General features: G+C 42.3%; 15 protein-coding genes. 10 read left to right on the forward strand and 5 right to left on the reverse strand.

All coding sequences use genetic code 11. From position 1 onward, the window contains the following. Window positions 1-552 precede the first annotated feature (552 nt). From ACTIE0_RS15935 to ACTIE0_RS15965, 7 genes are all read left to right on the forward strand, one after another. On the forward strand, window positions 553-2391 hold the full coding sequence (locus ACTIE0_RS15935; protein ID WP_006623578.1) for a putative bifunctional diguanylate cyclase/phosphodiesterase: 1839 nt from the start codon (window positions 553-555) through the stop codon (window positions 2389-2391). Next, a complete protein-coding gene (locus ACTIE0_RS15940) occupies window positions 2391-4514 on the forward strand; it encodes a PAS domain-containing protein (protein ID WP_006623577.1) in 2124 nt (707 codons plus the stop codon). The genes ACTIE0_RS15935 and ACTIE0_RS15940 overlap by 1 nt, the downstream gene beginning before the upstream one ends. 93 nt (window positions 4515-4607) lie before the next feature. Further along, window positions 4608-4796 carry a hypothetical protein gene (locus ACTIE0_RS15945; RefSeq protein WP_006669528.1) on the forward strand — a complete coding sequence of 63 codons (189 nt, stop codon included), beginning with the start codon at window positions 4608-4610 and terminating at the stop codon, window positions 4794-4796. A gap of 18 nt (window positions 4797-4814) precedes the next feature. Further along, on the forward strand, window positions 4815-5621 hold the full coding sequence (gene menH / locus ACTIE0_RS15950) for a 2-succinyl-6-hydroxy-2,4-cyclohexadiene-1-carboxylate synthase (protein WP_006669529.1): 807 nt from the start codon (window positions 4815-4817) through the stop codon (window positions 5619-5621). Window positions 5622-5658: 37 nt separating this feature from the next. Beyond that, a complete protein-coding gene (locus ACTIE0_RS15955) occupies window positions 5659-6516 on the forward strand; it encodes a ParA family protein (RefSeq protein WP_006669531.1) in 858 nt (285 codons plus the stop codon). A 3-nt stretch (window positions 6517-6519) separates the two neighbouring features. After that, window positions 6520-7278 carry a ParB N-terminal domain-containing protein gene (locus ACTIE0_RS15960; RefSeq protein WP_006669532.1) on the forward strand — a complete coding sequence of 253 codons (759 nt, stop codon included), beginning with the start codon at window positions 6520-6522 and terminating at the stop codon, window positions 7276-7278. 10 nt (window positions 7279-7288) lie between these two features. Next, complete coding sequence (locus ACTIE0_RS15965) at window positions 7289-8230, forward strand: o-succinylbenzoate synthase (RefSeq protein ID WP_006669534.1); 942 nt, start codon at window positions 7289-7291, stop codon at window positions 8228-8230. A gap of 144 nt (window positions 8231-8374) precedes the next feature. On the opposite strand, the gene ACTIE0_RS15970 is transcribed toward ACTIE0_RS15965, so the two are convergent. The 5 genes from ACTIE0_RS15970 to ACTIE0_RS15990 form a co-directional block, all read right to left on the reverse strand. After that, window positions 8375-9448 carry a DUF262 domain-containing protein gene (locus ACTIE0_RS15970; protein WP_006669536.1) on the reverse strand — a complete coding sequence of 358 codons (1074 nt, stop codon included), beginning with the start codon at window positions 9446-9448 and terminating at the stop codon, window positions 8375-8377. 44 nt (window positions 9449-9492) lie between these two features. Further along, entirely contained in the window at window positions 9493-12003 is a 2511-nt protein-coding gene (locus ACTIE0_RS15975) for a sigma 54-interacting transcriptional regulator (protein WP_006669537.1), read from the reverse strand. A 291-nt stretch (window positions 12004-12294) separates the two neighbouring features. Further along, a complete protein-coding gene (locus ACTIE0_RS15980; protein ID WP_081587677.1) occupies window positions 12295-14193 on the reverse strand; it encodes a ribonuclease J in 1899 nt (632 codons plus the stop codon). Window positions 14194-14326: 133 nt separating this feature from the next. After that, complete coding sequence (gene dapA / locus ACTIE0_RS15985; protein WP_190490454.1) at window positions 14327-15220, reverse strand: 4-hydroxy-tetrahydrodipicolinate synthase; 894 nt, start codon at window positions 15218-15220, stop codon at window positions 14327-14329. Between the two features lie 69 nt (window positions 15221-15289). Then, window positions 15290-16306: an aspartate-semialdehyde dehydrogenase gene (locus ACTIE0_RS15990; protein WP_006623567.1), complete on the reverse strand. Its 1017-nt coding sequence runs from the start codon at window positions 16304-16306 to the stop codon at window positions 15290-15292. A gap of 357 nt (window positions 16307-16663) precedes the next feature. Between ACTIE0_RS15990 and tig the strand changes: the two genes are divergently transcribed. The 3 genes from tig (at window position 16664) to clpX (ending at window position 20337) form a co-directional block, all read left to right on the forward strand. Continuing rightward, the gene (tig, locus tag ACTIE0_RS15995) at window positions 16664-18064 is read left to right on the forward strand and encodes a trigger factor (RefSeq protein ID WP_006623566.1); all 1401 of its coding nucleotides are present in this window, start codon (window positions 16664-16666) and stop codon (window positions 18062-18064) included. Between the two features lie 203 nt (window positions 18065-18267). Continuing rightward, the gene (gene clpP, locus ACTIE0_RS16000; protein ID WP_006623565.1) at window positions 18268-18981 is read left to right on the forward strand and encodes an ATP-dependent Clp endopeptidase proteolytic subunit ClpP; all 714 of its coding nucleotides are present in this window, start codon (window positions 18268-18270) and stop codon (window positions 18979-18981) included. A gap of 12 nt (window positions 18982-18993) precedes the next feature. Next, the gene (gene clpX / locus ACTIE0_RS16005) at window positions 18994-20337 is read left to right on the forward strand and encodes an ATP-dependent protease ATP-binding subunit ClpX (RefSeq protein ID WP_006669305.1); all 1344 of its coding nucleotides are present in this window, start codon (window positions 18994-18996) and stop codon (window positions 20335-20337) included. Window positions 20338-20413: the final 76 nt, after the last annotated feature.

The raw sequence follows: 20413 nt of genomic DNA on the forward strand, positions 1-20413 counted from the left end.
CCTGTTCGCGCAACCTTTCCAGAGACTTAATCACGCGGGATTGTAGGAGTCCAGTAGCTTGGCTAATTTGCTTTATAGCAGGCCCCGCTGATTAATTGTCTAGGCGGGGCTTTTTATTGTTCAAAGTTTGAAGATAGGATAGAAGCTGGGTTTCTTCTCTGGGAGGCACGCGGACTGCATATAGCAGCGACCCGCTTCGGGTAGAGGGCGAGACCTATCGCTCCCGGAAGGCCTCGTCAGTTAATTTTCCCATTGTCTGAGAAATCCTGAAAGTCTGTCTTTGGGTATACAGTGCGATGGAAATTTGGGTATACAATTCTATCTAAAACTGAGTCCCATAATGCCACTGTGCAGGTATCACATAAATAATTCGGAAACCCCAATCTTAGTATTTTTTTAAGATTTGGTGTAAAATCACCAAGAGTAGCTTCTCATACACCTATTGCATCTCGGAACCTGGCTCATCCTAGGGGTCTGCTAATTGGGTCTAGCTGAACCGAGAAACGTTACAGGGTTCGGTCAGTCGTCGTTTACGGAACAAAATTAGTGGCTATGAATGATTTGGATGCCTATAGGAGGCAGTTAGTTCCTCCAATCAATATTGATGAGAGTATCGTGGCGAGGGGTAATTCTTGTAGTGAGAATGATTCGGCACATGGTTTAAGTGTAGAGATGATAGAACACTTGAAGTTGTTGGCAACAGCGGTTTGCTGTGCTGATGATTCTGTGGTCATCACTACGGCTAATCTGGAATTTCCTGGACCTGCAATTGTGTTTGTCAATAAGGCATTTACTAGAATGACTGGTTATGGTCCCACAGAGGCGATCGGTCGAACTCCTAGAATTTTGCAAGGGGAAAAAACAGATCGCACGATTTTGGAAAGGATGAAACTGGATCTTAAAGATGGAGGGGTGTTTTATGGTCAGACGATTAACTATCGCAAGGATGGAAGCGAATTTGTCAATGAGTGGCATATTGAACCTATATATAACGATCGCCAACAGATAACACACTATTTAGCTATTCAAAGAGATGTGACTGAACGCCAAAATCAACATAATCGCCTAATCTACGAGGCTAACCATGATAGCCTAACGGGTCTATATAACCGAGGTTACTTTATAACTGAACTTCAGAAAGCGATAGACCGTACACAAAACTGTCAAGACTATTTGTTTGGTCTGCTGTTTATGGACGTCGATCGCTTCAAATTGATTAATGATAGTTTTGGACATCAAGCCGGAGATCAACTACTGATTGAAATTGGCGATCGTCTACAAAGCTGTATCCGTCCCCAAGATATTCTATCTCGGTGGGGAGGAGATGAGTTTGCTATTATAATTGATGATATTCAAGACCTGTCGGAAATTTCTCAACTAACTAATAAAATTCAACAGACCATCAAAAAACCCATTATTTTGGGGGAAGACCACCTAGAAACTGTTACCAGTCTTAGTATTGGTATCGCTCTGAGTAGTATGGGGTATAATTGCAGTGCAGATATGCTCCGCGATGCTGATACAGCCTTATATAGAGCCAAAGACCGAGGGAAGGGAAGTTATGCAATTTTTACCCAAGCGATGCACCACCGAGTCCGACAGCAACTACAGCTAGAAACGGATCTGCGTTATGCTCTCAAACGTGAGGAATTGCTACTTAACTATCAGCCAATTATCTCGATGAAAACTAATCGGATTGTGGGTTGTGAAGTCCTGCTTAGGTGGGAACATGGGACTTTGGGTTTGATTTCTCCAGAGCAATTTATTCCTATGGCTGAAGAAACTGGGTTAATTGTTAAGATGGGAGATTGGGTAATTGAACAGGCTTGTATTCAGGCTAAACAATGGGAATGTATTTATCAAGACGCACCGCCATTTTTGAGCGTTAATTTATCGACCAAACAACTAATAAATCAGGGAATTGTCGAAAAAATTAAGGAGATATTAGAAGCCACTAAATGCTCTCCTGAATTGATTAGGTTTGAACTGACAGAAACGGCGATCGCTGAATCGACAGAAGTGGCGGTTACTACTCTCCGAAAAATTAAAGATTTGGGGATTAGATTATGTATAGATGACTTCGGAACCGGACATTCCTCCCTTAGTCGTCTCTCATGTTTTCCTATTGATACCCTGAAAATAGACCGCTCTTTTATTCAGGGGATGAGTGCTTCGGAACATCAAACTAAAATCGCCTATGCTATTGTGAAGCTGGCTCAGTCCCTGGGAATGGAAACTATTGCGGAAGGGATTGAAAACTTAGAACAATTTTGCCAACTCAAATCTTGGGGATGCGAATTGGCTCAAGGGTTTTTGATGGCTCAACCTATAGCGTCAAAAATTTTCCAAGAAGTTCTTAACCAAAACCTGATTTACCCCCTGGAGTGCTAATGACCGCTGAATTAATTGTTAACAACTATCCTGAAGATTTATTAAACGCCTATCAAACGGCGATCGCTGAGTTACGTCAACTCAAAAATGAACTTCGTCAAACTCAGCAAGAATATGGGGAACTGCGAACCATTATCGATCGCACTAACCCGGTTAGTATGATTGATAAACATGGGACGGTTTTAGATGCTAACCTACCCTTTATTGAAATGTGGGGTAAGTCTTGGGAACAGGTGATTAATCACCCTCACCCCTTGTTTGACTCCCCTTATTATTCCCCTAATTTTTGGGAGCAATTATGGTCAGTTGTCAATCAGGGTAAGATTTGGGAAGGAGAAATTCAACAACATATTGCTAACGGACAACATATTTTGCTAAAAACAACTATTGTTCCTGTGGAAGCACCATCGGGATTATCTCCTTCTCGCTATTGGGTAATTACCAATAAAGATGAAACTAGACCTCAGATAGAAGAACAACTGCTTCAGTTGTCCTGGGTGGCGACTCAGACTGATAATGCTGTAATTATCTGTGATTGTGATGGCTATATTGAGTGGGTTAATACCGGATTTGTAACTATTACCGGATATTTCTTTGATGAGGTACGAGGTCGCCAGTCTGGTTCGTTTTTGCCAGGTTCCGACACTAACCCAGATACCGTCTGCGAGATTGCTAAAGCACTCCAACAACATCAACCTTATCAAGGAGAAATTCTTAACTATAGACGCAATGGAGAATCTTATTGGTTGTCGATAAGTATCAATCCTATTTTTGATAAATTGGGAAATTTGACTAAGTTTATTGCTGTGGAAAGTGATATCACTGAACGTCAAAAAATAGCCTCGGCTTGGCGAGAAAGTGAGGCGAGAAATCGCAGCTTGATTGAGGCTATTCCTGATTTGATATTTAGGATAAATTCTCAGGGGATAATTCTTGACTACTTCCCGCCTAAAAATTGCCCCAATCCCGGTTTACCACCCCATATTGTGGGACAGAAAATTGATGCGGTTTTTTCTCAAGATTTGGCTGAATGGACGCGCCATTATTTGACTCAAACCCTCAACACTGGACAAATTCAGCAGGGAGAATATGTGCTATCGGTTTCGGGTAGATATCACCATTATGAGGCGCGTTATGTCCCTAGTGGTGAGGATCAGGTATTGGCTATTGTTAGGGATATTAGCGATCGCAAAGCTATGGAAGTTAGCCTTAGACTGGAACAAATACAACAACGCCAGAAAGCGATCGAGTTAGCCAAAACTCTACAAGAATTAAAACGCACCCAAGCACAATTAATTCAGGCTGAGAAAATGTCCGGTTTAGGACAAATGGTCGCAGGGGTGGCTCATGAAATTAATAATCCTTTGGCGTTTATACATGGAAATTTAATGCACCTAGAAACCTGCATTAAAGATTTAATTGAACTGGTGAAATTATATCATAAAAACTACCCAAAACCTAGGGAAGAAATTATCGATTTTGCTAAGGAAGTAGATTTGAAATTTATGCTTGATGATTTACCTAATGCTTTGGATTCAATGAAGTTGGGAACTACCCGAATTCAAGATATTGTTGTCTCTTTAAGAAACTTTTCTCGCCTCGATGAAGCTACCCGCAAGGCTGTAGATTTACATGAGGGTATCGAAAGCACTTTACTGATTTTACAAGGTCGCATGAAAATGCACCACGGTTGTGAAATTAAAATGATTAAAGATTATGGCGAATTACCTAAGTTGGAATGCTATCCTAGTCAATTGAATCAGGTATTTATGAATATATTGGCTAATGCGATCGATGCATTAGCCACTCAACCAGACCCTCGGATAATTACCATCAAAACTACAGTGGAAAAAGCTAAATCTCCAGACCAGCTAGACTCGGTTGTTATTAAAATTGCTGATAATGGTCCGGGAATTCCTGAATCGATCCAAAGACAGATTTTTAATCCCTTTTTTACTACTAAGCCTGTGGGTCAGGGGACGGGTTTGGGATTGTCTATTTCTCATCAAATTGTAGTCGAAAATCACGGCGGAAAGTTGCAGTGTAATTCCCAGGTAGGTGGCGGCACAGAATTTGTGATCACCCTCAGTATACCTGAACAGCAAACGCCTGTTACTCATTAATCTCTGGGAAATACTAAATTTTTGTGAAATTTTAGGCGATTGACCATAATTTTCCTATAATGGACAATTAGGCTTTTTAGACATGATTTGGTTATGCAATATTACTTCACTGGCTTTATTGTTCTTTTCTTCCTGGTTTGCTATGGCTACAGTTACGTGATTGTCAAATTGGCTAAGGATCGCGGCGACCAATTTTTGCTGTATGGAATGCTGGGGGGGTTATTTGGGTTTATGGCTTTTTGTGCGGCGGCGGTTCCATTTTTGCATTGGGTGTTTGACTAATAAATAGGAGTGCATTAAATGCCACAATGGCGGGTGGGGTGTTATAGTTTTTATGGTGAATTAAAAGGCGATCGCACTCAGCCTATAATTTTGCTATTACATGGCTTTATGGGAAATTGCCGAGACTTTGACCTGGCTATATCCTCCCTTCCTGATGATTTCTGCTGCTTAACTATTGATTTACCAGGACAAGGAAAAACTCAGGTATTAGCAGGAGATGAAGCCTATAAAATGCCAGCGATCGCCTCCGGTTTAATTGGTCTTTTGGATTACCTGAAAATTGATAATTGTGTCCTGGTTGGATATTCTATGGGAGGTCGTTTAGGACTCTATTTGATTTTACACTATCCTACACGATTTAAGCAAGCAATTCTGGAATCAGCATCGCCGGGACTGAAAACGGAAATTGAGCGATCGCAGCGACGTTTATCAGATGATAAAATAGCCGATCAGTTACAAAATATCCCTTTTGAAGACTTCCTCAACTGGTGGTATAGTTTACCCCTATTTACATCCTTGAAAAACTCGCCCATTTTTGATAAAATTATAGGCGATCGACTCCAAAATAACCCCAATCAATTAGCTAAAATTCTCATTAATTCGGGAACCGGAAACCAGCCACCACTCTGGGATAAGTTATCTCAAAGTCAGATACCTTTACTATTATTGGTGGGAGAATTTGACCATAAATTTCAACAAATCAACCGAGAAATTACGGATTTATGTACCTTCGCAACCATGATCATAGTTCCCGGCTGTGGTCATAACATCCACGCCGAAAATCCCAGAATTTGGGGAGACTTAATCCTTGATTTTATTGTCTAAATATGATAATTTTTAACAAAGCCTTAAATAACCAGGTATGAAAACTATTGCTATTTACCATAATAAAGGTGGAGTAGGTAAAACCACCATCGCCATTAACCTAGCCGCCAGTTTACAAAAACAAGGTCACAAAATACTACTTATCGATTTAGACTCTCAAGCCAACTCTACCTTTGCGACTGGCTTAATGAAATTTTTATTTGTGGAAGATGATGATTTAAGAGATCGCAATGTTTCCCATGTTATCGAATCAGGTGATTATGACTTTATTCCCGATGTCGTCAGAAAAACCGACGGATTTAATCAGCCAGAAATTGATGTCATACCTTCCCATATTAACTTAATTGAAAAGCAGTATAAACTCAACCAGATTGTATCTTATAAAACCCGTTTAGTCATCAAGCTAAAACGAGTCGAAGAAGATTATGATATTGTGATTATTGATACTCCTCCCTCGCGGGATATTTATGCAGAAATGGCTTTAATTGCGGCGGATTATTTAATCATCCCATCAGACTTAAAACCCTTTGCTAATCAAGGATTACCTACCGTCTTGGAGTTTATTAGTCAAATTGATGAATTTCGCACTTTAATTGGTAAAAATAATTTAGCGATTTTGGGAATATTGCCATCCAAAATATCCACCAACTCTAAATTTTTAAATTATGTCTTTCCCAAGCAAAAAGAATCCCTGTTAAATTCCCATAATTTACCGATTATGAATAGCATAATCTTTGAAAGAACAGTTTTGTCTCAATGTACCAACCAGACTATAACTATGGGAGATTTAGAGATACCAGACCCCAAATCTGTGCTAGAATTTGCGCCAGATTCACCAGCGGCGATGGAATTTGTACAGTTAACAGAGGAAGTTTTAGAAAAGTTAGGTAAATAAATCATGATCAGATTTTTCTTAGTGGATGTTAAAAGCATTAATTCCAATGTCCCTCGGTCTAATTTTTCGGAATCTGAATTAGAGGAGTTAGCCGATAACATTTTAGAATGTGGGGGAATTATCAAACCCTTAATCCTGAAAATGCAAGGGTTAGAAAGTTATCAAGTTATTTCAGGGGATTTAGAATATTATGCGGCGGTCAAGGCTAGGGAAAAAGACCCCCGCGAAGCTGAGATGGTTAATGCTTTTGTGATTGCTGAGAAACATGAGGCTAAGGTATTAAAACAGGTCGAGTTAATTGAGAGTTTTACGGTAACTCCTAGTTTGATAAATAATCAGATAGGGGAAACCCTAACATTAACCACATCTCCATCTCCTAATTTAGAGTCTCGGTTAAATAATCTTGAACAACGACTAGAAAACTATGTGATTCAAATTCAGCAGGAATTGAGGGATTATCAACAACAAAATGAACGGCGATTTAAAGCCATAGAATCTGCCCAACCTTCCTCAATGAGAGAGTCAGAATCGCCAAATCAACCCATTATTAACCCCCTCGATTTATTCAATAGTTTGACTCAAGAGGAGTTATTTAGGCGATTGAATAGGTCTAATATTAGTAATGCTAACAACCTAGCTAAAGGCATTTTTGAAGCCAGGGAAAAACTGGGTAAATTCACCAATTATCAACAAGTGATTGCTAGTGTTAAGGGTTTAGCGGACAAAACGATGATTAAAATTATTGATGCTTGGTCTAGTTAAATGCAATTCAATGACTATTAAATTTAACTTTAATAAATACTCCCGTAAATTTAAACAGCCTTTAAAAACTCATCACGGACTCTGGGAGGTTAGGGAAGGGATTATTATTGAGTTAATGGACGAAAGGGGTAAAGTTGGCTGGGGAGAAATTGCGCCTCTTAGTTGGTTTGGGTCGGAAACTGTCAGGGAGGCTATGGATTTTTGTGAAAGTCTACCTGGGATAATTACAGAAAATCTGATTTTTTCGATTCCTATGAGTCTCCCAGCTTGTCAGTTTGGTTTGGAGTCTGCTTTCACTGAATTACAGGGAAATGATAAGGAAATACCTAAGCTAGAAAATAGTGGACTGCTTCCCACAGGAAAAGCGGCTTTATCTGGTTGGGAAGATTTAGTTAATAGGGGATATAAAACTCTCAAGTGGAAAATTGGGGTTGATAGTATTGATAATGAGTTGAATTGGTTGCAGATATTAGCCAGCCAAATGAGTGAAATTCAAGGGTTATCGCTGCGACTCGATGCGAATGGTGGGTTAAATTTTTCGGAAGGCGATCGCTGGTTAGATATTTGTGATAGAATAAACCTGGGGGATACTAGCTTTAAAATAGAGTTTTTAGAGCAACCCCTAGGTGTTAATGAGTTAGAGGGAATGTTAGCCTTAACTAAGGGTCATTTAACCCCCATAGCCTTAGATGAATCTGTAGCGACCCTCACCCAAATCAACCAATGTTATCAACAAGGTTGGCGAGGTATTTTTGTGATTAAACCAGCTATAGTAGGTTCTCCAAAGCAGTTAAGGAAATTATATCATAGCTTAGGGATTGATGGGGTATTTTCTTCAGTATTTGAAACCGAAATAGGTCAAAAAGCGTCACTAAAATTAGCCGCAGAATTATGTCAATCTAATCGCGCGGTAGGATTTGGTATTAATCACTGGTTTGTCGATACTGATTAACTAAGAAATGATTAATCATCCCATAATGATCACATTTTAAACAGATTTACCCTCACACAATTCCTCAAGCATATCAACAAGTTTAACTGCATTTTGATAATATACTCTAATTATTACTGCTGTTTATAACGCATTTTACATTTTTCATTGTACATTTTCAAAAGCATTGATAGCTTGACTGAGGCGACTTTGCACAATATATTTCTCAGTAGTACGCGAACTATTGACAGTTACATCTAGGAAATTTTGACTCTTTAAAAGATGTTGATAATTAGTATTGAGTGATTCTTTATCATTAATCAACCCTTTTTCTAATCGACGAGCTAAACCCACCATAATACAGTCAAAAACTGCTGCATTAATCTGATTTTTCGGTTTAAAAGCTCGACCTCCCCAAACTTCATAAGCAGTTTCAATAGTGCGAATAAAAACCAGTTGGATTGCTGATTTATCATACTTCTTCAAATAGCGATTTTGACCCAGAAACTGATTTAAAAAGCCTTTCATAGGTTTTTGATAGTTATCACCCTCAAAATAGAGAGCCAGAAAACGCAAAATCATTTCCTGATCTCGCATACGTTTATCAGGTTTTGGGGAACCATATATATCTCGCCAACACTGATGATAATTAAGTTCTGCTAATAAATTATTAAACTCTCCGTGATAGATACAGGCGCGAATTTCTTGAGGTTTTAATTGTTGACCACCGGTATTAAGTCGCTCAAAAATATAGTAAATACTGCTATTATCATCTGAGGGTTCATCCTGTTTAACAATGGTAGCAGGTATAATTGAATCATCGAGTCTACGTCTATCCTCTTCTGACAGAGTTTGATAAGTTAATCCGTCAAACTCATCAGCGACTTTGGTTAAGGAAAATTCCCTTTGATTAGGTTCAAAAACCCCATCATAAAAATATTGAATAGTCTTTAACCTTTGTTGACCATCAATAACTAGAAGTTTTTGAGTATCTTGTTCTTTAGCGAGAAAAATTCCCGGTACTGGTAGACCCAATAATAGGGACTCAATAAAACGAGATGCTTCTCTATGGTCCCAGACATATCCTCGTTGAAATTGTGGTACATATATGCTGCCATTTTTCATCCGTTTAACTAAACTATCAACCGGATAATCAGCACCATAACTGGTTATTGAATACTTAAAAGTAAGTAGTTCTTCATCACTATCTTCTAAATTTTGGGGTGCGGTTTTTGGCATATATAATTAGTTAGATATTTGGTGTAGTAGAAGTTATTAATATGCTAAAATCCTACCACTATTTTCCATGAGATGAAACCTAAAATAATGGTGGCTAAATGTTGAGGTAATAAGGTTTTGATAGGTTGGCGAGCAATTTTTTGTGTGAGTAAAATGGCGATTAATATCCCGGATAATAAGGTGGTTCCCTGTAAAAACTCAATGACGGCTGGATGAGCAACCCAAACGGGGAGACTGGAACCATCTAAGCCAAAAGTAGCAAGGGTAACTGGTAAAATTCTGCCACCTTCTGCTAACCCTAGCCGTAGATAATGAGCCAAATTAATGGCTAACACAAAGGGAAGTAAACCATAAGCTAACTCGATAAATTTACGAGGCTTTCTTGGGGAAATTAAACGATAAATCAGATAAGCGAAACCAGGAATTATAGCAGGTAAAGCTAAGACTACGGTTGACAGGCTTAAATGTATCCAGAAATTATCTAAATTTAGGCTAAAATTAAAATACTGTTCTAGTTGGGGTAAATGATGCAAAAATACGGCATTTAATAATAAAAATAGCAAAGCTACTTCATAGGTGCGAGGTATATGAGTAGTCCATAATTCAATTCCTGGGGGTCGCAAATTGAACTCGACTGAACGATGAGGACAGGCTTTTAAACAGGTCATACACAATACGCAATCTCGATTATCTTCTAATTGTGCTGGGTGAGAATATAAAGGACATCCGCCTGTTTCCATTCCTTCGCCTTTTGGGGGTCCTCCTTTATAGCATTGGTAGGTGTTGCATTCGGCTGAACAGGTTCCCTGCTGTGCGCGTAATTCGGTGATGGCTAATTTGGCAAACATCCCATTCATACCGCCAATGGGACAGAGATAACGACACCAAAAACGCCTTTCAAAAATAGCTGAAAAAATCATGGCTCCGGCGGTAATGAGTAGCAATAAACAAGCTGATAAATAGGCGGTATTTGGTAAATCCCACAATTCTTCCCAGAGTAAAATTAGGGTGAATAAACCGAATAAAAACCACCCTCCCCACTTTTCGGCTGACTGTCTCGGCCATTTTTTTAATTGACGCGGAAACAGCCAGAGAGATAGTTTTTGGGTGATTTCTCCGTAAATCATAAAGGGACAAACTGCACACCATACGCGACCTAAAAATGGGAAGATTAACAAAACTAATGGCCACCACCAGGCCCAAAATAGGTTGAGAGCGAAATTTTGCGATCGCGTTTGAGGACCGAGGAATAAAATCGCCACGACGGCGGCAAAAACAGCTACAGTAAAGCCATAATTAATCCGATCCGGCCACCAGGGACTTCTGAGAAATTTGCGGAATTTCGGATAGGTATTTAATAAATTAACTCGGAATTGCTGCTTTTTAGTTTGAGACGGCCAAATAATTTCTTCGGTGATTTCTGTACAGCCTTGAAGTTGAACGATCGCTCTTTCTACGAGGTTTCGTAATTCCCGCAAATTATTGGGAAAATCATAGGCTTGTAGTCGTCGCAAGGCTTCCGGGGTCATCTGGACTCGGTTAATACCTTTATTCCGACAAATTAGGCTAATATTATAATTAACCCAATCGCCAATATCAGATTTTCTTACCCTCAAAGGTGGCACTTTAATCACGGTTTCGACTAAGGTTTCAATCTTAGCGACCATCTTTTCTGATATAATGATTATCCGAGCTTGAGAAACTTTAGCATTGACGGTTTCAGCGGCCCCTTTACTGACCGGAATATAAGTTCCTAGTTCTAAGAAATTGGAGATGGCGGGGATTAATTCTGGGGGTAATTCTTGGATATTATTAAATATTAAAGTTCCCTTTCCCAAGGATTCAATTAACCCATATTTTCCCCCTGTCCGTCCGAATAAATCTGCGCCACTGGTTTGGAGTTTAGAACAATTTACTTGAATGACAGGTTCTCGGCGGTCATCAGACCCAAAATGAATCAAAGCTGCTAAGTTGTCTTTTTCGATTCCTGGTTCCCCAAAAATTAGGACGGATTTACGATTTTTAGAAGCCTCTTTAATTTGCGATCGCAACCTCACCGCATAACGACTTTTTCCGACAATTCCCCGCCGCGCTCTCGGAATCAAATAGGGTTGTAAAATGGCTAACCTTTCCTGCTCATAAACCAATTGAGCGGAAAGTTCCTCTACTTCTTCGGCTAATTGCTGAGAAAAGGCTTGATTGATTTCTGGATAGGCTTCTACCAACTTTTGCAAGTCTCCAGCCTTCATCACCCAAAATTGACAATCTGTTCGGGTAATTAATGTTTGTTGAACTGGATTATTTAACAGTAACGATTGCAGATTAATAGCCATTCCTGGTAAATACTGATCGGCCTTGGGTGCGTCTGAGTTTTCCAAATCACCCGATCGCAAAATATAAAGCCGATCTGGGGAAGTTCCTTTAGTCACCACGACGGTATTTATAGGAATGGTGCGTTCTTCCAGTTGAGGTGCGATCGCCTGTAATATTTCATCATCCAGGAGGCTCAGTGCAGTTCTTTCCTGCAACCATTGCACCAGATCAGTTTGATTCATGGTTTCCCCCTGGATAACTTTCACCGAAAAAGTTACCCTAAATTATAACACAGATTAAGACAAAACCCACAATTCCGACAAAATCATGTCAACTCATACGCCTATTTTATCTCTGTTAGTTCCCCTCGCATTACTAGGGTTAATTATTCTGGCTGCCGTATTTTTCAGCCAGCAAAAAAACTAACACACTTGAGAGTCTAACGGTCAAGCAAAGCCGGAGCGGGATAGCAGCGACCAGTGTTAAATCTGAAGCTGCTAAACCCGCTCACTTATGGCAACTTTTCCAGTCAATTAGGAAGCGACACGAGCGGCTGTGCGAGGTCTTCTGCGTCCGGTAGCTGGCTGAGGAGTTTCCGTAGTAGAAGAAGCGGTAGAATCAGGACTTTCTTCGGGAGTTTGCATCAACACCACTAACAGAGGATTGCTTTGTAACTCACGCCGCAACAAACGAGCGATCGCTCTTTCAATCTCGGTGCGTACCCCCACCCAATCAATTTGATTACCTTCGCCATTACCAAAGGAGCGGCTCAACTCAGACCAGCGATCGCTTAAAGTCGCCTCAATCACCTTAACAATCTGTTGTTTAAAGGTAGCCTGATCAGCAGTCATCACCACCCCTTTCAGGTGAGTTTCAGGAATAGCCAAAAGTTTCCCCTCATCACTAACAGCGACCGCTACAGTAATTAAGCCATCTTCAGCCAACTGTTGGCGTTCTTTCAGGACATCATCACGCACAAACCCAGTGCGGGAGGAATCGACCGGCTCAATACCAGAAGGAACTTTACCACCAACGCGAATGGAATTTTCGGTCAACTCCACCACATCACCGTTATTGATAATCACCATATTTTCCCGTGGAATACCCATGCTTTGAGCGGTTTTGCTGTGTTGTACTAACATCCGATGTTCACCATGTACAGGAACAAAAAACTTAGGACGAGTCAACGCCAACATCAGTTTATGGTCTTCCTGACAACCATGACCGGAAACATGAATACCATGATGGCGGCCATAAACCACATTAGCACCCTGCATCATCAACTTATCAATAGTATTGACAACCGCAATGGTATTTCCGGGAATTGGGTTAGCAGAAAAGATAATTGTATCCCCTTGTTTAATGCTAATTTGTCGGTGAGCGCCATTAGCAATTCTGGTCATCGCCGCCAAGGGTTCACCCTGGGAACCTGTGGTTAAAATCAACACTTTTTCGTCAGGTAAACTGCGAATAGCATTGAGAGGAATAAACAGATTATCAGGACATTTTATATAACCTAAATTCCGAGAATGAGCGATGACATTTAACATCGATCGCCCTACCACAGCCACAGAGCGCCCTAATTTTTGAGCAATACTCAGAATAATATTTACCCGGTGAACGGACGAAGCGAAAGTCGTCACCAACACCCGTCCAGAAGCGGTCGCCATAATTCTTTCCAGATTCGGATAAACGGAAGCCTCCGAGGGAGTAAACCCAGGCACTTCCGCGTTAGTCGAATCACTCAGCAGACAGTGAACCCCTTTTTCCCCATATTCAGCCAACCGCTGAAAATCGAAAAATTCGCCATCAACGGGGGTATGATCCACCTTAAAGTCTCCCGTGTGGATAACTACTCCCACTGGGGTATTAATTGCTACGGTAAAACTATCAGCGATTGAGTGAGTATTGCGGATATATTCCACCAGGAAGTTTTTGCCAATACGCACTATATCGCGAGGTCTTACTGTTCTTAATTCAGTGCGATCGCTCACCCCCGCCTCTTCTAGTTTACCATGAAGCAGAGCCATGGCTAATCTCGGACCATAAATCACGGGAATATCAAACTGTTTCAGGTGAAAAGCAATCCCACCGATATGGTCTTCGTGACCGTGGGTGACAATCATACCCTTAATTTTATCCCGATTGTCCCGCAGGTAGGTGACATCTGGTAAAACTATATTTACGCCGTGCATTCCATCGGTCGGGAAGGCTAAACCAGCATCTAGGATGATGATTTCATCTTCATACTCAAATACACAGGTATTTTTGCCAATTTCGTGGAGTCCACCCAGGGGAATTATTTTCAATTTCGGAGAGTTATCTTCCGGGGTTTGTTCCCGGTTTTTGGGTAAATTATCCAACTTTTTGGTAATTTTCACTGACCTAGCAGAAGGTCTAGTTCTGGTGTAAGATTTGCCGTTGCTTGACATAATGATACCTCATTAATTACTTAGTTTTCCATGGTTGATTTTTCCCGGTTTAAACACCCTTTTATAAGGATCAATTGACCAGCAATCAACACCTAGGAATAATCACAGCTATTCAATTGTCTGAAACCCCGATTTACCGAGTTTCCATCAAACCCAATTCTCCCAAAACTCCCTTGACTTTTTCAATCACTTCCGGGGATGGTTCACACATAGGAGACCGACTCAGACCCACATTCCAGCCCAACAATTTCAGAGCCGCTTTAATCGGAATAGGATTAGTAGTGATAAACAACGTTTTAAACAAACCGAAGAGTTTGATATGAATTTCCGTTGCTTCCTGCACCCGACCCGCTTCAAACATCTGGATCATATCTTGAATTTGCTTCCCTACCAGGTGACTCGCTACGCTCACCACCCCAGTCCCGCCCACTGCTAACAGTGGCAAAGTCAGGGAATCATCCCCAGAATATATCTGAAACTCTTTAGGTGTCAACTGCCTAATTTGACTAGCTTGGTCTAGGCTGCCACTAGCCTCTTTAATAGCCACAATATTAGGAACCGATGCCAAACGTGCGACGGTTTCGGGCTGGAGATTTTGTCCGGTACGCCCAGGAATATTATATAACACAATCGGCAAATCTGCACAAGCTGAGGCGATCGCCAAAAAGTGTTGATACAATCCCTCCTGGGGAGGCTTATTGTAATAGGGAACCACCTGCAAAGAACCATCTACCCCCAGTTTAGCTGCTTTCTGAGTGGCGGCGATCGCCTCCTGGGTAGAATTCGACCCTGTACCAGCAATCACCTTAGCCTTACCCGCCACAGCCTGCTGAACCACCTTAAACAACTCATGTTCTTCATCCCAAGTCAGAGTCGGAGACTCTCCAGTGGTTCCACACACAACCAGAGTATCACTGCCATTAGCCGCCAAGTGAGCCGCCAGCCGCTCTGCTTCTGCATAGTTAATGCTACCATCTTCCCAAAACGGCGTTACCATTGCCGTCATTACTCTGCCAAAACTTACCATTTCTTTTGTGTCAATTGTGCCGTATAGTTAGCCGTCTTGTTCTCAGTTATTCCACCCCACACGGGGGACTTACAGAAGGTCTTTACTTACCAATAATTCAGCAATTTGGACTGCATTTAAAGCGGCTCCCTTGCGAACTTGATCGCCACACAGCCATAATTCTAACCCACAGGGGTGAGAAAGATCCTGGCGGATACGACCCACCAACACCGGATCGCAGCCCGTTGCATCAATAGGCATTGGGAAATAATTAGCCTGCCAGTCTTCCACCAACTTGACCCCTGGGGCTTGACTCAGGACATCCCGCGCCTTAGCCACATCAAAAGGCTGCTCAAACTCTAAGTTAATCGCCTCGGAGTGGGCCCGGAGTACGGGAACCCGTACACAAGTCGCGGAAACTCTCAACTTGTCATCACCAAAAATTTTCCGCGTCTCATTAATCATTTTCATCTCTTCCTCACAATAGCCTAAATCATTGATAGGCGAGTTGTGGGGAAACAGATTAAAAGCCAAGGGGTAGGGGAATATTTCCGCCTGGGGAGTTTCTCCCTGTAAAATCGCCCTGGCTTGGGTTTTCACCTCCTCCATAGCCCTGGCTCCCGCACCACTAGCGGATTGATAAGTAGATACTACTATACGCCGCAGTGGTTGTACCTGATACAGGGGCCAAACTGCCACATTCATCAAAATAGTAGTGCAGTTAGGATTCGCAATAATCCCCTGATGATTAACTACTGCTTCTGGGTTCACTTCCGGCACCACCAAGGGAACTTGGGGGTCCATGCGGAAGGCACTGGAGTTGTCCACTACAACCGCCCCGGCTGCTACAGCTTTGTGAGCCCATTGCTTAGAAGTAGATCCTCCAGCGGAAGCCAATACCAAATCTACCCCATCAAAACTGCGATCGCCAACTGCTTCTACTGTCAGTTGCTCTCCTCCAAAACGGAGACTATTTCCCGCCGAACGGGGAGAAGCCAATAGCTTCAACTCTGACAGGGGAAAATCACGACTCAAAAGCAATTCCAGCAACTCGGTTCCCACGGCTCCGGTCGCGCCCAAAATAGCAACTCTATAGGATTTTGACAAATTGACTTCCTCCCTGGAACTTTAGACAATCGATCATCTGAGAATCAATCAGAAATTTTAATAATATATAAGGCTAATCAGTCTTGTATCTATACTAGAGGCTATTATATCGGTAACTGCGACAGTTGATGTGACGGTCAATAGCGATCGCTACCCATTTCGACCCATCTACTGATAGCATCAAATATTGGCTAGTCTATCAATTATAGTCCTCCAGAGTTAAAATCGTGGTACAGAAACAATGACACTACCATACCACGAACTGTCAGCATCTGGAAGCAAACAGTCTAGGCTTTAGGGCCAGACAGCAGTTTAGATAGCTCGCTTTCCTTAGTCCGCGCTTAAACAAGGTACATCATGAAAGTAACCCAGGAAAAACTTCCCGCCAGCCAAGTTGGGCTGGATATCGAAATTTCTCCAGAAATCTCCAAAAAAGCCTATGAGAAGGTAATCAACCAATATGCTCGTTCTGCCAATATTCCTGGGTTCCGAAAAGGCAAAGTCCCCCGCCATATCCTAGTGCAGCGACTAGGACCCTCTAGGATTAAAGCGGCGGCCCTCGATGATTTGATGCAGGAATATTTCCCAAAAATTGTTGAAGAAGAGAAAATTCCGGCTATTGGCAGTTTTGAAGTAATTGGCAATATTGAAGAACTGATCGAACAGTACGAACCTGGTCAACCCATCACCATCAAAGCGGCTGTAGATGTCGAACCAGAAGTTAAACTCAACAAGTACCAGGATTTTCAGGTCCAAGCTGAAGAGGTCAAATTTGATCCGCAGCAAGTTGATGAGATCCTCGAACGTGAACGGGTGAAAATGGCAACCTTAGTCCCGGTGGAAAACCGACCCGCTCAAAAAGGTGATACAGCCTATGTTGACTTTAAGGGATACTTTACCCCCACCGGAGCAACTGAACCCCAAGAAATTGAAGGGGGACAAGGTGATAACTACCAAGTGGAACTCACGGAAGGTCAGTTTATCCCTGGCTTTACCGAAGGCATTGAAGGCATGAGTCCTGGGGAAACTAAAGAGTTAAACATTGAGTTTCCGGCTGACTATGGTAAACCGGAATTGGCTGGATGTCCCGCTACTTTTAACATTACTCTACTGGAACTTAAAGAAAAAGAGTTGCCAGAGTTGGACGACGATTTTGCGGCTGAAGTGAGCGAGTTTGAGACTTTGGCAGAACTGCGGGAGTCCCTAGAAAAGCGTTTTCAGGAAGAAAAAGCTGAACAAACTACGGCGAATAAACACAAGGCTTTGGCTGAGGCTTTAGTGGCAGAAATGGAAGTGGAATTGCCGGAAACCCTCATTAGGGAAGAAGTAGACCGCCTCTTGACTCAGCAGGCTATGCAGTTGAGTAATATGGGCATTGACCTTAAACAACTGTTTAACAGTGAAACTGTACCACGGATGCGAGAACATCTGCGCCCTGATGCGATCGCTCAACTCAAGGAAACTTTGGCTATCAAAGAAGTCGCTAAACAACAGTCCATCACTATCACCGAGGAGGAAATTCAAGCTAAGTCCGAAGAAATGATGGAGCAACTTCAAGGCCAAGATGTGAACCTCGATCGCCTACGCATGGTGGTTACTGATGACCTGATTAGCCAAAAGACTTACCAATGGCTCGAAGAACATTCCACCATTGAATTAGTCCCTGAAGGTACTTTGACCCCAGAGGAAGAAGAACCAGAAGATTCAGAAGATTCAGAAGAAGTGGTCGTCGCTGAAGCTGAAGTCGTTACCGACTAGCTATTTGACCACCAGTGGGCTCAGGTGCCAAAATTCTGGAAAAGCGCTAATATGGAGTGGGGGAAAGAAAGGCGATCGCACTAATTTTCAGTCCGTTGCTCTGTTCTTCTCCCCCAACAATCACCTCGCGCCCGTCCCTAACATTTTCAATTAACTGTACATTAACCGTAAAACCACCATAAGATTAAATTACCATCCGCTTTATGATGATCTCTGAGTATTCCCGTGATTCCATTGGCAGCACCCGTAACAGCCACATAATTAGTGGTTCACAACCAGTTACTATTAACTCATCTGCAGCGGGTGTCATTCCCATGGTAGTTGAACAGTCGGGAATGGGAGAAAGGGCTTTTGACCTCTATTCCCGTCTACTACGCGATCGCATTATTTTTCTGGGAACACCCATTGACGATGAAGTAGCCAATGCCGTAAGCGCCCAAATGTTGTTTTTGGAATCAGAAGATCCCGAAAAAGATATCCAACTTTACATCAACTCCCCTGGCGGTTCAGTCACCGCAGGTATGGGAATTTACGACACCATGCAACAAATTCGCCCCGATGTGGTGACAATATGTTATGGATTAGCCGCCAGTATGGGCGCATTTCTCCTCGCTTCCGGTACCGCTGGGAAACGGATGTCCTTACCTAGCTCTCGCATTATGATTCACCAACCCCTCGGAGGCGCTCAAGGACAGGCAATAGACATAGAAATTCAAGCCAAAGAAATTCTCTATCACAAGCACACCCTGAATACACTCTTAGCCCAACATACCGGCCAACCCATAGAGCGCATTAATGCTGATACAGAGAGAGACTTTTTTATGTCTGCCGCTGAAGCCCAAGAATATGGTCTAATAGATAATGTGATCCTAAAACAGAATCTTCCGGTTCCCGGAGAATCTGTTAGCGCAACATAAAATGAGGCAATTATGTCTAAGTACGACTCCCATTTAAAGTGTTCCTTCTGTGGCAAGTCCCAGGAGCAGGTTCGCAAGTTAATTGCAGGGCCAGGAGTCTACATCTGCGATGAATGCGTGGAACTGTGTAACGAAATTTTGGACGAGGAGCTATTTGACCCCAATTCAGCTCCTCCCACTCCCCAGGCTCCCCGCCCCCAAGCAGCCCCTAGCCCTAAACGTCGCCACACTCCCAGTCGAGTCGCCTTAAATCAAATTCCTAAACCGAGGGAAATTAAGGCCTACCTAGATCATTATGTCATTGGTCAGGATGATGCCAAAAAAGTCCTGTCAGTGGCTGTTTACAACCACTACAAGCGTCTAGGCTTTATCCCAGGTCATAGACAAGGTGATGATCAGATCGAACTGCAAAAATCCAATATTTTGCTAATTGGTCCCACTGGGTGCGGTAAAACTCTATTGGCGGAAACTCTCGCTAAAATGCTGGATGTTCCCTTTGCGGTCGCTGACGCTACCACCCTCACTGAGGCGGGTTATGTTGGGGAAGATGTAGAAAATATCCTCCTGCGACTCCTACAAGTGGCTGATTTTGATGTGGAAGAAGCCCAGCGCGGCATTGTCTATATCGATGAAATCGATAAAATTGCCCGTAAGAGTGAAAACCCCTCCATTACTAGAGATGTCTCCGGTGAAGGTGTCCAGCAAGCGTTATTAAAAATGCTGGAGGGAACTACTGCTAATGTTCCTCCCCAAGGGGGTCGTAAGCATCCTTATCAAGATTGCATTCAAATTGATACTAGCAACATCCTATTTATTTGCGGCGGCGCTTTTGTAGGGCTTGAGAAAATTATTGAGCAAAGAAGCGGTAAAAAGTCTATGGGCTTTGTCCACTCCGGCCAAGAAGTCACCCCAGACAAAGACAAAAAAGATGCAGAAGCTCTCAAAGGTATCGAGCCTAATGATTTGGTTAAGTTTGGCTTAATTCCAGAGTTGATCGGTCGTATTCCTATGGTGGCAGTTCTCGATCCTCTGGATGAGAAAACTTTGATGTCAATTCTCACGGAACCCCGCAGCGCTTTGGTTAAACAATATCAAAAATTGCTGCGTATGGATAATGTGCATCTGGAGTTTGACGCTGACGCTATTCGGGCGATCGCTCAAGAAGCCTTCCGCCGTAAAACTGGCGCTCGTGCTTTGCGCGGTATCGTGGAAGAGTTGATGCTAGACGTTATGTATGAGCTGCCTTCCCGTAAAGATGTTAAACGATGTATGGTTACTCAGGAAATGGTTGAAAAGCGATCGACCGCTGAATTGCTCGTCCACCCTTCCTCATTGCCTAAGCCCGAATCCGCTTAATCTGATACATTTACGCGACATTTATCCGGCTATTGCCTGACAATGCGACGATAGCACTATTACCCGTTAAGGTAAC

The organism is Limnospira sp. (assembly GCF_051859755.1).
Classification (GTDB): domain Bacteria; phylum Cyanobacteriota; class Cyanobacteriia; order Cyanobacteriales; family Microcoleaceae; genus Limnospira; species Limnospira fusiformis.